Origin of the sequence: Fibrobacter sp., assembly GCF_045131395.1 — a bacterium.
Classification (GTDB): domain Bacteria; phylum Fibrobacterota; class Fibrobacteria; order Fibrobacterales; family Fibrobacteraceae; genus Fibrobacter.
In genome coordinates, this window is record NZ_JBGUQY010000019.1 from 1 (window position 1) to 12,742 (window position 12,742).

The window sequence follows — 12,742 nt, forward strand, 5'->3', positions numbered from 1 at the left end:
TCGTATTAACGAGGCGTGGTTGTGAGAGCGAGGCGATATCACATTCTTATTTATGCGATAGAGTTGAGCGGTCTTACCGTGAGCAAAAAGCGACCCGGTGTTAACGGGTCGCGTTTGCGAGAGCGAGGCGATATCACACTTTTATTTATGCGATAGAGCCGAGCGGTCTATAAAGTATCTTGGAACTGGTGGAACTTTTCCAGGAGTTCCGCGTAAGTCTTCGTGGCTTCGAGCTGCGGGAATTGTGCAACGATAGAATCCGGTGCGCAGAAGAAGCAACCCTTGTCGGCCTGCTTGAGCATACCCGTATCGTTGAAGGAATCGCCCGAGGCGAACACCTTGAAGTTCAGTTCCTGTAGGTGCTTCACGACCTTCGTCTTCTGGTCATTCAGGCGCAGGTGGTAACCCTTGATCATGTCGTTTTCGACTTCCAGGTTGTGGCAGAAGATCGTCGGGAATCCGAGATTCTTCATGATGGGGTAGGCAAATTCCTGGAAGGTATCCGAGAGAATGATCACCTGGGCTTCGTCGCGGAGCTGGTCCATAAAGGCGCGGGCGCCGTCCAAAAGACCGAGGTTTGCAATCACGTTCTGGATGTCCGAAAGCTTGATGCCTTCGCGTTCGAGAATCTTGATGCGGCCCTTCATGAGCACGTCATAGTCGGGAATGTCGCGGGTCGTAAGGCGCAGGTCCTTGATGCCGGTCTTTTCTGCAACAGCAATCCAGATTTCAGGGGCGAGGACACCTTCAAGGTCCAGGGTAACGACACATTGTTTCGTGAACATAATTACTTTCTCTCGTTAATGATTCCGCGCAAGTCGGCGAGGGTAATCTGGTACGGGGTGCGGCAGAAGTCGCAAATCACTTCAAGGTCCTTGCCTTCTTTTTCCAAGTCCTGCAAATCCTTGAGGGGGAGCGTGGCGAGCGTTGCCACGGTGCGTTCGCGGCTGCAGGGGCAGTAGGCCTTCGGGTCGATTTCTTTCACGATATCGATTTCGTAGGGGCCGCGCAGCTGGTCCAGTAGTTCGTCCAGGTTAAAGCCTTCAGGCGTGTTCATGTCGCAGAACTTCGGCAAGTTCTGGATAATGACTTCGATCAGGTTGATGTCCTTGTCTTCCAGGTCCGGGAAGGCTTCGATGTAGAAACCGGCGGCGTAGTCCAGCTTGCTGGGGTCTTCTTTGTTGAAGGCGGCTTCGATACCCACGGCAGAGCGGATCTGTTCCGACTGCAACAGGTAGGTAGCGAGGTTCTGGCCCATGGACACAGCGGGGGCTTCGATAATGCTTTCGTGGACGCGCTTGCCCTGTTCGTTCAACTTGACCACGCGTACGCTCTGGGGAATCAGAGCCGGTTCGTTGCCGCCCACGGCCTGGAGTTCCGGCTGCGGGATCATGGCGCGGACCAAGCCCTGCGGCGTGGTATCCGACTGCACCAGCGTAATTTCGCCCGAGAAACGGGTGGTAAAGCTTACGGTGCCCGGGAATTTGAGCGAGGCGCTCAAGAAAATGCTTGCGATGGAGTTTTCGGCCAAAAGCTTCAGGGCAAAACCCTGGGCGTTGTGTTTCTTGCCGATTTCGTTCATCGTCGCGGTTAAATCGACGACAATCAGGCGGAAGGGGGTCTTCTTGCCTGTGGCGCGGATAATGCGGTCCTTAAAATTCATGGCCCAAATTTAGAAAAAAACTAAAATCCGTTGTGGGCGCGAGCGGTCTATTATCTCGCCACAACCTGCTTGCGAATCTTTTCGCAGATTTCGCGACCCGCTACTTGGGCGAGGCTTTCAAAGGCGAATTCTTCGGCGGAGCCGGCACCGCAGCTAGTAATCACCTTGCCGTCGACTACTACGCGGTCGGTCAGGAACTGCTTGCAGACGAGGTCGCCTTCGCAGCCCGGGAAACAGGTGCACTTGCGATCTTTGAGAATTCCGGCCTTGGAAAGCACCAGAGGGGCGGCGCAGATGGCGAAAATCCACTTGCCTTGAGCATCAAATTGCTTGATGGTTGCTTCAACCGCAGCGCTTGCCGCGAGATTCTTGACGCCCTGACCGCCACCGGGGAGGTAAATGGCATCAAACTGTGCAAGGTCGGCGTCCTTCAGCAGAGTATCTGCTTGAATACGGAGCCCGAGCTTACCCGTTACGGACAAACTGTCGCTAATGGATGCGAGGGTCACGTTGAGGCCACCGCGTTGCCAGTAATCGAACGGGGTGACGGATTCGGTTTCTTCGAAACCATCTGCCATCAAGAATAAAATCTGCATAAAGCCTCCGGAGTAATATGCTAAAAAGGTAATAAAAAAAGATGCCGGATTGGGTCCGGCATGACAGGTTTTTTGAGGCTGCTACCCGACGCTGTGTTCGAGCTTGAGCGTGAGCAGCTGACGGGCTTCCGTGGCGAATTCGCCCGGGAGTTCCTTGAACACGTCCTTACAGAATCCGCCCACCATGGCTTGGATGGCGTCTTCACGCTTGATGCCGCGGCTTTCGAAATAGAACAACTGGTCTTCGCTGATGCGGCTGGTGGTGGCTTCGTGTTCGGTGGTGGAGCTGGAGTTTGCTACCGTGATGTAGGGGAAGGTGTGGGCCGCACTCTTGTCGCCCACGAGCATGCTGTCGCACTGGGTGTAGTTGCGTGCACCCGTGGCCGACTTGTGAATGCTGACTTCACCGCGGTAGGCGTTGCTAGAATAATCTGCGCTGATACCCTTGCTGATGATGGTACTCTTGGTATTCTTGCCAATGTGGATCATCTTGGTGCCGGTATCGGCTTGCATGTGCCCGTTGGTGAGGGCCACGCTGTAGAATTCGCCCACGGAGTTGTCGCCCAGCAGCACGCAGCTCGGATACTTCCAAGTGATGGCGGAACCCGTTTCGACCTGCGTCCAGCTAATACGGCTGTTCTTGCCGGCGCACTTTCCGCGCTTCGTGACAAAGTTGTACACGCCGCCGGCTCCCGTTTCGCGGTCGCCCGCGTACCAGTTCTGTACGGTAGAATACTTGATGCTGGCGTTGTCCTTCGCCACCAGTTCCACGATGGCGCTGTGCAGCTGCTTGCTGCTGAATTCAGGAGCGGTGCAACCTTCCAGGTAGCTCACGCTGGCGCCTTCGTCGGCGATAATCAGGGTGCGTTCGAACTGGCCTGCTTCCTTGTTGTTGATGCGGAAGTAGGTGGAAAGGTCCATGGGGCACTTGACTCCAGGCGGAATGTACACGAAACTTCCGTCGCCAAAGACTGCGCTGTTGAGGGCCGCAAAATAGTTGTCGCCCGCCGGAACCACGGAGCCCAGGTATTCCTCGATGAGTTCGGGGTATTCCTTGATGGCGTCGCTGATGGAGCAGAACAAGATGCCCATTTCCATGAGCTTACGCTTGTGGCTGGTGTAAATACTCACCGAGTCAAAGACCGCGTCCACGGCCACGTTGGCCAGGCGCTTCTGTTCGTCCAGCGGGATGCCGAGCTTTTCGAAGGTGGCCAGGAGTTCCGGGTCCACGTCCTCGATTTTCTCGTGGCTTTTCTTGGTCTTCGGGGCGGAGTAGTAGACTATGTCCTGCAAATCAACGGGTGCAAAGTCCAGTTCGCCCCATTTCGGTTGCTCCATCTGCTGGAGCTTTTCATATGCTTTTAGTCGGAAATCGAGCATAAACTGCGGTTCGCCGCGGAGCTTGGATGCCCTGCGGATGACGTCTTCGTTAAGACCTTTTTCGAAGGCCTCGTTTTCAATGTCCGTCACAAACCCGTATTTGTAGTTTTCGCTCATATTAATCCTTTTGCGCGGGCAAATATAGAAATTTGAAGCTGTTGCCACGCTATTTTTCCCGTTTTTGGGGGTCTTTTTCAGAAATCAAAAATGTGACAAAAAACTTACATCGTTCTATATTTCAGTATATGAATAGCAATAGAGAAAGCTTCGCATCCCGTCTGGGGTTCATCCTCATCTCGGCAGGCTGTGCCATCGGCCTAGGTAACGTATGGCGTTTCCCGTTTATCACCGGACAGTATGGTGGTGCCGCTTTCGTGGTCATCTATCTGTTCTTCTTGCTTGTGTTCGGGCTTCCGATTTTGATGGCTGAATTTGCGGTGGGCCGCGCCACCCAGCGTAGTGTGGGTCGTGCCTTTGAACGTCTGGAACCAAAGAAGTCATATTGGCATTTGTCTAAGTGGCCCATGATTGCGGGCAACTACTTGCTCATGATGTTCTATACCACGGTTTGCGGCTGGATGCTTTATTACTTCTACCGCATGGTGTTGGGCGATTTTCAGAATGTGACTCCCGCTCAGGTGGGTGCCATGTTTGGTGAAACTCTTGCTAGCCCTGCCATTCAGGTGGGCTGGATGGTGGCGACGACGCTTATCGGTTTTGGTATCGTTTCGCTGGGGCTTCAGAAGGGTGTAGAACGCATTACCAAGTGGATGATGTCGTTCCTGTTTATCATTATGATTTTGCTTGCAATTCGCGCAATCACGCTCCCCGGTGCCGATGAAGGCTTGCGTTTTTACTTGCTACCCAATTTTGACAACCTTGTGAAAAACGGCTTGGGCGAAACGCTCTTTGCTGCCTTGGGGCAAAGCTTCTTTACGCTCAGTCTTGGTATCGGAGCCATGACCATTTTCGGAAGCTATATCAAGAAAGACCACACGATTGCAAAAGAGGCGGCAAACATTTGTGCTTTGGATACCGCAGTTGCCTTGCTCGCAGGTCTTATCATTATCCCGAGTTGTTTTGCGTTCGGGCTTGAACCCAATGCCGGTCCGGGCTTGATTTTTGTGACGCTTCCGAACGTGTTCTCGCAGATGCCTGCAGGTAGACTTTGCGGCGCGGCGTTCTTCTTATTCCTTTCGTTTGCTGCGCTTTCGACGGTGGTGGCTGTGTTTGAAAACATTACCACCTTTTGGCGTGACGCCCGCCGCTTTGATCGCTGGGAAGTAGTTCGCGTGAATGCCGTGCTGATAGTGTTGCTTTCGCTTCCGTGTGCTCTCGGATTCAACATGATTTCTGGCTTCCAGCCCTTTGGTGAAGGCAGCTGCGCGCTGGATCTTGAAGACTTCTTGGTATCTAATACGCTTTTGCCGTTAGGTTCGCTCTTGTTCATTGTTTTCTGTAGCCACAAGCGCGGCTGGGGCGAAGAAAAATTCTATGCCGAAATCAACACCGGTAAGGGGTTTAAAATTCCGACCTACAAGATTGTCCGTTTCTATATCAAGTGGGTGATTCCGGTTGTAATCGCGATTATCCTGATTCAGGGGTATTTCCAGAAGTTCGCTCCGGATCTTTACAACAGAATATTCGGTTGATTCTTTGTCACATGAGGTGTCAGGCGGGCGAGTCCCGCCTTTTTTTTGTTATGTGTAGAATGACAAATTTTGTCACTATTTTGTAGGTATATTTGTTTGCGTAAAAGAGAGGTAAATTATGAATCATTTTAGCATCGCAAATAACAATGTCCTGTTTTCCGCACTCCTGATCTTGGCTCCGGTCATATTTGGCGCCATGTTCTATGGTTCGGGTAGCGTGTTGGCGGCGTCTTCGGCCGCAATTGCCTACTTGAGCCTGGTTATCGGGGAAAGGCTGGATTCTGCTCAAAATTCCTAAAACAAGAAAGCTCCGCATTTCTGCGGAGCTTTTTTTACAAGCTTTTCAAGACATGTATGGATCCCGGACGCATGGCGTCCAGGATGACTTTTAGCGACGGCTGGAGGCCATTTGCTAATGCAGGCACATTAGCGACGGCGTTCGGCCATCTCTTTCTTCAGGATGTCCATGACAGCGCCGAGGTCTGCCGGAGCCTTGAACACGGGGTTCGCGAACTTGGAGCAGATATTTTCGAGCTTCTTTTCGTGGTAGCCGACTTTGAATTCGGTGAACTTCAGACCGTGAGCGGTGCTGATCACGACCACGTTTTCTTCCTTGTCGATCTTGCCTGCGGCCACGAGCTTTTCAAGAGCGCCGAGAGCCACACCCGTATGCGGGCAGCAGTAGAGACCGATGCGGTCGCCGCGGTGGGCGGCGTTGGCCAGTTCTTCTTCAGAAACGCTCACGACCATGCCGTTCGTCTTCTGGATGGCGCGGACTGCCTTCGGGTAGCTGACCGGGTTACCGATCTGGATGGCGGAGGCGAGAGTCTTCTTGGCCTGCATGGGAACCAGCTTGTCGAAGCCGCGTTCGTAAGCCTGGAAGAACGGGTTTGCGTTTTCGGCCTGAGCCACGATAATGCGAGGAATGCGGTCGATGAGGCCCATGGCCTTGCAGTCTTCGAAACCCTTGGCGAGAGCGCTGACGTTACCGAGGTTACCGCCCGGGATAATCACGGTGTCTGGAACCTTCCAGCCCATTTCCTGGCAGATTTCCGGAGAAATCGTCTTCTGGCCTTCTACGCGGAGGCTGTTCATGGAGTTGGCGAGGTAAATGCGGTTGTCGGCAGTGACCTGCTGGACAATCTTCATGCAACCGTCAAAGTCGGTGTCGAGGGCGAGCACGATGCTGCCGTTGCTAATCGGCTGGATCAGCTGGGCAACGCTCGTCTTGCCGGCGGGCAGGAACACGATGCTCGGAATGCCGGCCTTGGCGCAGTAGGCGCTCAATGCGGCGGAGGTGTCGCCGGTAGAGGCGCAGGCCACGGCGTCAATCGGGTGGATGCCCTTCTTAATAATGTGGTTCACCTGGCTCACGAGGACCGTCATGCCGAGGTCCTTGAAGGAACCGGTATGGGAGTTGCCGCAAAGCTTCACCTTGAGGCTCTTGATGCCCATTTCCTTGGCGAGCGGAGCTGCGTCAAACAGCGGGCTCCAGCCTTCGCGCATGGTCACGATGTCTTCGATGGGCATGTCGGGGAGCACCATTTCGCGCTTGCTCCAGATGCCGCTCATGTCGGCTGGTTCAAAGCTCATGCGGCGTTCAGCGAAGAGCTTCTTCCATTCTTCGGGGCTCTTGCTGGCGAGGGCGGTGCGGTCGTGTTCCACTTCGAGCAAACTACCGTCGACCTTGCTGCGGTAAATGACGTCGGTCAGCGGGTAAGTATCGTCCCCGTTGATATTCCTAAAATGGGCGTTGAATTGGGCCATAATATCCTCTAGTTTTTTCGGGGGTAAATATAGTAAAACTTATAGCCAGTTATCGGTAACTTCTTACATCTAATTTGCTATATTCTTCCCCGGAATACAACAAACTCGGAGTTCTGAGTGAAAAAGAAAAATTTTTGGTTTTTATCGTTTTTTGCGGCAATAACGCTAGTTTTGTCTGCTTGCATTTTTGAGTCCGATGACGATGGTCTTGAAACATGGCTTTCTGACCGTGGAATGCCTAGCAATTACCTAGTGCAGACCTTGGAGATTAAAGATCTCAAGCCGGCGTCGGCCAAAGTCTTTATGGATACTATGGCAGATATGGCTAGAGCCAATGCCGTGTTTGGGCATGTGTCTAACTTGACGCATGACTTGGTCTTCGACTTTGTTTTTGACGAACCGAAAGATACTACGTTCTTGCCGCTATTCAAGTCTTCTGATTCGGCTAAGGTTGTCTTGGTACTTTACTGGCAAAAGGATTTCTATAAGTCCATGTGGTTCCCCAAGAACGATCTTCCTTATTCCGAAAAACTGGATATCTCTGTCAGTTGGAAATTCGAAAATAGTTCCCGTTCAAAATTTGTTGACAGTATCCTGGATGTGACGGATTCTGCTTGGCGTGAGGAACTTGCTGAATGGAATCCGGCCAAGTCTGCAGATACGGTTTTCAAAATGAAGGTGAAGGCGGGCGATACGGCCATCAGTATGCCTCTTCCCTCCGCCTTGGTAGATGATCTGAAAAAGATCAAGAAAGGTAATCACCTTCAACTTCGCATTTCGGCACCGGGTGCTACTCATGAGTACCGCTTCTGGGGTAGCGATATGGACGATGCACCCTACTTAGCTCTGTCCGCAAATGCAAAAGAAACGGTCACCATGAACCCGATGCGTATAGCCCACCTTGTGAAAAATGAAGAAGATTGTGCTGATTGCTTGGTCTTGCATGGGGGTGTACTGGATTCCCTGGTTGTGGAAGTGCCGCCGGAACCGGTCCTTGAGGCCTTGTCCGAATTCTACGGCGATGAATTCCCCTACGACGGCAAGGATGTCCGTCAGACTGTAATCCATGCGCAAATTACGATGTTCCGCGATGATTCCAAGGGTAGTAACGAGCTTGGTTGGCCCATCCAGGTTATTTCCTCTTCTTATCTGGATAGTGCCGAGATGATTTATACGGCTGACGAAGATTTGAGATACTGTCACCTGGAAGGGTATCACCTTGACTCTCTGGGCATTCTGAAATCGGGACACCCGAATCTGGTTTTCCGTAAAGGTGATTCTCTTACGCTCCAGCTGACCTATGGCCTTCGCGATTTCATTAACAATGCTAGCGATGGTCGAAATATAAAGTTCATGGTTCGTTTGGGTAAGCCGTTCCTGCAGGAATGGGATCCTGACTACGAAAACTATATCGCTTCGGATGCCGATACGCTTTTCAACTCTAGAGGTAATCCGGTCTACGTAGCCAAGGGTGATACTGTTACGAAGTACTTCAGTATCGATTATGCCCGTTATGACTTTACGTCTGCTATGGAGAATCCTTTGACCCTCAAACTTTGGCTTGCTTCCAAGAGGGGGGATGAATAATGAAAAAGTTTTTGCTTGCTTTAAGTGTTTTGTCTGGCTATGCCTTTTCTTCGATGATCGGTATTGATGCCCTTGGTGAAGAACAGGTAATGGGAGGATCCACCTCTGCTGCTGCTCGCGGTTTTGCCGGTAATGCCAAGACCGGTGATGCTGAAGGTTTGTCTGTCGTGAACCCAGCCCGATTGGCCTTTGATGCGAAGGTCGTCTTTAACCTGAACTTCGCTATGGATATGGAAGATGCTCGAAAGAATGGACATCATTATTCTGTTTCCAACTTGTCGATGCCGTCGTTCAACCTGTCCTTCCCGATGGGAATGTTCGGTGCCATGGGTCTATCTCTTTGGCAGCATTATTCATCTTCGTTTAATGAGGATTCTAAAAATAAAAGCATCGGCTCTGACGTAAAACTGGAATACCAGGGTAGTGTTTACGAACTGGTACCTACTTATGCGGTTCGTCTGCCGTTTTTACGCTCGTTCTCCCTTGGCGCCTCTGCTCACGTCGTTATGGGAAACACCTCTCGAAACCTGACCCTTGGTGGCGACAATTCGTCTGTTGCCAAGGATGATGCTTGGGCTTCGGGAAACTACCTGGTTTCTGATTATGTGGATGGTACCTGGGAAATCAAGGATCATCCTGCCTATTACACGGGAGCTCTTCAATACCGTGGAAAAATGGTGTCCTATTTCTTCTCGTATACTACGGGCTACACCTTGGAAAACGAGTTGGAATATACGTTCAGGTTTAGCGAACTGGATACGTTGGCATCGACCCGTTCGGTGCGTGAAATCGATGTCCCTGCCATGCTGGCGACCGGTATCAACTATCGCTTGGCCAAGCGCCATAACATCATGATGGATTTGACTTGGCGTGTTTGGGACGAGGATATCCAGAATATCGCAGGTAGCTGGAATATGCCCGAAGTGACTGAAACCCAGACGGACTTTATGGTTTCTCTTGGCTACCAGTTTGACGGAAGTCCCCTGTTCTACGAATCGTTCTGGAACCGCGTCAACTATCGTGCTGGCGCCTGGTACAGAAACTGGTATGTCAAGGATGTCTTTGAAGTGGGCGGCTCTCTTGGTGGAGGCTTACCGCTGGGCCGTAAGGGCACCACCATCGATATTGCTCTGCAGGGCGGCAAGCGCTTTGCCGATACAAAGTCGGAGTGGGAAGAAACGTTTATCGGCCTGCGAATCGGTTTGACCGGTATTGCGGCATGGGGACAAACCAGATAGGTTTTTTAATGAAGGAGGCCTAGTATGGCTATAAAAAAAGAAACGGAAACAAAAACCAAGACTAAGTCTACGGTAAAGGCCAAGGCCGTTACAGAAATTGCTGAAAAGGTGGCAAAGGTTGCTGCCAAGAAGGCTACAACGAAGTCTGCGACTCTCAAGGCCATGAAGGATGCCGAAGAAAAGGCTGTGAAGGCCGTTGCAAAAGTGAAAAAGGCTGCTGCAACAAAAGTGTCCAAGATTACGGACGAAGTGAAAAAGGTGGCTGCCAAGAAGACGGCTTCCAAGACTACCGCAGCCAAGACAACTGCAACCAAGACCGCTGCTACTAAAACGGCTGCAAAGACTACCGCAACGAAGGCTGTCGCCAAAACGGCTGTGAAGGCGACTGCAGCTAAGGCCTCCGCAAAGGTTGCCAAGGCTTCTGATAAGGAAGTGGCCAAGCTGGCTCAGTCCTTTGATGCCGAATACCTGGTGCTCATGCAGAAGGATCCGAACTGGATGCATGCCTTCTGGGAAGTATCTGAAAACAGAATTAACGAAGCGAAGACCGGCAAGGGGAAAATCGTTCTTCGCCTGTTCGACATTGCAGATGACCTTACGGTGCAGCGCAGCAAGAAGCGTAAGTTCCGCGATATCGAGGTGCCGGCAAATGCTCGCAGCTGGTACGTGGAAAATACCGCCGGCAAGTCCTGCGTCGCCGTTCTCGGTGCCGTATCCGGCAAGAATTTCAAGCCCATTGTGGAATCGGCTCCGGTCTTGACCTTTGACAAGTCTGCCGCCGCTCCTGCCGCAGACGATGCCTTTGCAAAGGCTTCTCTCGGTGGTAACACCCTCGGCAACTTCATGAGCTCCGGATTCTCTAGCCAGACGGCTGAATCCTGGCTCAAGAGCCTGGGCGGAAACTTCGGCAGTTCTTCTGAATCCATGTTCTCCGGTGCTTTGTCCAGTGCTGCCTTGCAGTCCAACAACATCGAAGTTTCCAAGGATTCCGTGAACTACGGTAAGGATTTCTTCCTCTGGGTCAAGACCCGCTTGATCGTTTACGGCGGAACTCGTCCGGACGCACACCTCCAGGTGCGCGGCGAACCGTTCCCGCTGAACCCGGATGGCACCTTCAGCTTTGAAGAAGACCTGCCGGATTCTACCAAGATCATTCCGGTGTTTGCTACCGACAAGGATGGCGATTTCCCGACCACGATCGTTCCGATTGTCGTAAAGCGCACGGAGTAATCCGTTTTAATGGGAGCTCCCGGAAAAATCATTTTCCTGATGCACGCACATTTACCCTTTGTGCGGCATCCGGATTATAAACGCTTTTTCGAAGAGAACTGGCTGTTTGAGGCTATTGCTGAAACCTACCTGCCCTTGGTGCAGGCCATGCGCCGTCTCTTGGAAAAGGGCGTGCCCGGGACGCTTAATTTGAGCGTTTCACCTCCGCTCATCGAAATGCTCTCTGATGAAAACCTGCTTGGCAAGTTTTCGGAGCATTTGAAACACCAGTTAGAGCTGATCGAAAAAGAAGTGGCCCGCAATGCGGGAACGGATTTGGAGCAGCTTTCCCGCTTTTATCATTCTCGCCAGCACACCCTAATTGATTTGTGGGAAAATCGCATTCATCGCAATCTGCTGGCGGAATTTCTGGAACTTGAAAAAGCCGGAAAGCTGAACTTGCTCACTTGCGTGGGCACGCATCCGTTCTTGCCTGCATACCAGAGCGACCCTGCGTCTATCCGCATGCAGCTGGATGTAACGGTGCGAACTTTCGAGCGTGCTTTCGGCCGTAAGCCCATGGGCGTGTGGCTCCCGGAATGTGGCTATTTCCCTGGGCTCGACAAGTATCTGGCCGAATTCGGCCTTCATTACTTCTTCCTGGAAACTCACGGCGTGCTTCTTGCATCGCCCACGCCCAAGTACGGCGTGTTCACGCCGCTGCGTACTACGCAGGGGCTTTACTGCATGGGCCGCGAACAGAAGAGTTCCATGGAAGTCTGGAGCCGTCGTACCGGTTACCCGGGACATCCCGAATACCGCGAATTCTTTACGGATATCGCCAAGGAACGTCCCCGCGATTATTTGGGCGAATATTTCTTTGCCGGCGATACGCCCATCGATTCGGGCTTCAAGTACAATCGCATTACGGGCGGCGAGCATAAGGAAATTTACCGCCCCTGGAACGCCATGAAACTTGCCGAAGATCATGCGCGTCTTTTCGTGGTGAACCGGGAAGCCACCATTTCTGAATTGCTGGTGAATATGGAAGGCCACAAGGCCGCCATGCTTTGCCCTTACGATGCGGAACTTTTTGGACACTGGTGGTTTGAAGGTCCCATATTCCTCGAAGAAATGCTGATGCGTGCAGCGTCTTCGTCGGTCATTGAATTTGCTGGTGCCGACCAGGTGATGACCAGTTCTGCAGATCCGGATGCCCATGAGCCGGCTTTCTCTAGCTGGGGCGAGGGCGGCTTCGGTTCTGTTTGGATAAACGGCGAAACGGACAAGTATTACCCCCAATCTTACCGTATGCGGGCCATGATTGACCACTTGATGTCAATCCGTGAAAAAATGGGTGCTTCGTCACCCCGCGGTAAATTGCTGACCCGCTATATCAAGCAAATGGAGCGTGAATTGATGCTGTTCCAGTCTTCGGACTGGGCCTTCATGATTCACAACCATTCGGCAGAGGGCTATGCCCGCCGTCGCCTAGATGACCACTATAACAACGGCCACGAGCTGTTTGCTGAAGCTTGCAAGGCGTTTTTGCGCAATACGGATAAATTGGCGGCCAATTCTGTATTGCCCGCCATCGAAAAACAGAATAATATCTTTAGTTGGCTGTAACCAATAATTGCGGTAAATTCG

The 12,742-nt window shown here is 52.0% G+C and carries 11 protein-coding genes; 6 read left to right on the plus strand and 5 right to left on the minus strand.

Annotation, left to right across the window (positions count from 1 at the left end; genetic code table 11):
• Positions 1 to 167 precede the first annotated feature (167 nt).
• From thrH to sufB, 4 genes are all read right to left on the minus strand, one after another.
• Complete coding sequence (thrH, locus tag ACJMNB_RS05435) at positions 168 to 785, minus strand: bifunctional phosphoserine phosphatase/homoserine phosphotransferase ThrH (RefSeq protein ID WP_405339745.1); 618 nt, start codon at positions 783 to 785, stop codon at positions 168 to 170.
• 2 nt (positions 786 to 787) lie between these two features.
• A complete protein-coding gene (locus ACJMNB_RS05440) occupies positions 788 to 1,663 on the minus strand; it encodes an Hsp33 family molecular chaperone HslO (RefSeq protein WP_405339747.1) in 876 nt (291 codons plus the stop codon).
• A gap of 50 nt (positions 1,664 to 1,713) precedes the next feature.
• Positions 1,714 to 2,259 carry a DJ-1 family glyoxalase III gene (locus ACJMNB_RS05445; RefSeq protein WP_405339749.1) on the minus strand — a complete coding sequence of 182 codons (546 nt, stop codon included), beginning with the start codon at positions 2,257 to 2,259 and terminating at the stop codon, positions 1,714 to 1,716.
• An 81-nt stretch (positions 2,260 to 2,340) separates the two neighbouring features.
• On the minus strand, positions 2,341 to 3,756 hold the full coding sequence (sufB, locus tag ACJMNB_RS05450; protein ID WP_405339751.1) for a Fe-S cluster assembly protein SufB: 1,416 nt from the start codon (positions 3,754 to 3,756) through the stop codon (positions 2,341 to 2,343).
• Between the two features lie 128 nt (positions 3,757 to 3,884).
• Here sufB and ACJMNB_RS05455 point away from each other — a divergent pair, with 128 nt between their 5' ends.
• Complete coding sequence (locus ACJMNB_RS05455; RefSeq protein WP_405339753.1) at positions 3,885 to 5,291, plus strand: sodium-dependent transporter; 1,407 nt, start codon at positions 3,885 to 3,887, stop codon at positions 5,289 to 5,291.
• A gap of 118 nt (positions 5,292 to 5,409) precedes the next feature.
• Entirely contained in the window at positions 5,410 to 5,589 is a 180-nt protein-coding gene (locus ACJMNB_RS05460; protein ID WP_405339755.1) for a hypothetical protein, read from the plus strand.
• Between the two features lie 128 nt (positions 5,590 to 5,717).
• On the opposite strand, the gene thrC is transcribed toward ACJMNB_RS05460, so the two are convergent.
• A complete protein-coding gene (thrC, locus tag ACJMNB_RS05465) occupies positions 5,718 to 7,058 on the minus strand; it encodes a threonine synthase (protein WP_405339757.1) in 1,341 nt (446 codons plus the stop codon).
• A 171-nt stretch (positions 7,059 to 7,229) separates the two neighbouring features.
• Between thrC and ACJMNB_RS05470 the strand changes: the two genes are divergently transcribed.
• The 4 genes from ACJMNB_RS05470 to ACJMNB_RS05485 are packed head-to-tail and all read left to right on the plus strand — an operon-like array spanning position 7,230 to position 12,721.
• The gene (locus ACJMNB_RS05470) at positions 7,230 to 8,645 is read left to right on the plus strand and encodes a hypothetical protein (protein ID WP_405339759.1); all 1,416 of its coding nucleotides are present in this window, start codon (positions 7,230 to 7,232) and stop codon (positions 8,643 to 8,645) included.
• The gene (locus tag ACJMNB_RS05475; protein ID WP_405339761.1) at positions 8,645 to 9,883 is read left to right on the plus strand and encodes a hypothetical protein; all 1,239 of its coding nucleotides are present in this window, start codon (positions 8,645 to 8,647) and stop codon (positions 9,881 to 9,883) included. Before ACJMNB_RS05470 ends, ACJMNB_RS05475 begins: the two co-directional genes overlap by 1 nt.
• A gap of 24 nt (positions 9,884 to 9,907) precedes the next feature.
• Positions 9,908 to 11,113, plus strand: coding sequence for a DUF4912 domain-containing protein (locus ACJMNB_RS05480; protein WP_405339763.1), 1,206 nt, complete (start codon positions 9,908 to 9,910; stop codon positions 11,111 to 11,113).
• A gap of 39 nt (positions 11,114 to 11,152) precedes the next feature.
• Positions 11,153 to 12,721, plus strand: a complete 1,569-nt coding sequence (locus ACJMNB_RS05485) for a glycoside hydrolase family 57 protein (RefSeq protein ID WP_405339765.1) — start codon at positions 11,153 to 11,155, stop codon at positions 12,719 to 12,721.
• Positions 12,722 to 12,742: the final 21 nt, after the last annotated feature.

Coding starts and splice junctions, on each gene's coding strand:
- thrH (WP_405339745.1), bottom strand. CDS start 785: ATGTTCACGAAACAATGTGTCGTTACCCTGGACCTTGAAGGTGTCCTC.
- ACJMNB_RS05440 (WP_405339747.1), bottom strand. CDS start 1,663: ATGAATTTTAAGGACCGCATTATCCGCGCCACAGGCAAGAAGACCCCC.
- ACJMNB_RS05445 (WP_405339749.1), bottom strand. CDS start 2,259: ATGCAGATTTTATTCTTGATGGCAGATGGTTTCGAAGAAACCGAATCC.
- sufB (WP_405339751.1), bottom strand. CDS start 3,756: ATGAGCGAAAACTACAAATACGGGTTTGTGACGGACATTGAAAACGAG.
- ACJMNB_RS05455 (WP_405339753.1), top strand. CDS start 3,885: ATGAATAGCAATAGAGAAAGCTTCGCATCCCGTCTGGGGTTCATCCTC.
- ACJMNB_RS05460 (WP_405339755.1), top strand. CDS start 5,410: ATGAATCATTTTAGCATCGCAAATAACAATGTCCTGTTTTCCGCACTC.
- thrC (WP_405339757.1), bottom strand. CDS start 7,058: ATGGCCCAATTCAACGCCCATTTTAGGAATATCAACGGGGACGATACT.
- ACJMNB_RS05475 (WP_405339761.1), top strand. CDS start 8,645: ATGAAAAAGTTTTTGCTTGCTTTAAGTGTTTTGTCTGGCTATGCCTTT.
- ACJMNB_RS05480 (WP_405339763.1), top strand. CDS start 9,908: ATGGCTATAAAAAAAGAAACGGAAACAAAAACCAAGACTAAGTCTACG.
- ACJMNB_RS05485 (WP_405339765.1), top strand. CDS start 11,153: ATGCACGCACATTTACCCTTTGTGCGGCATCCGGATTATAAACGCTTT.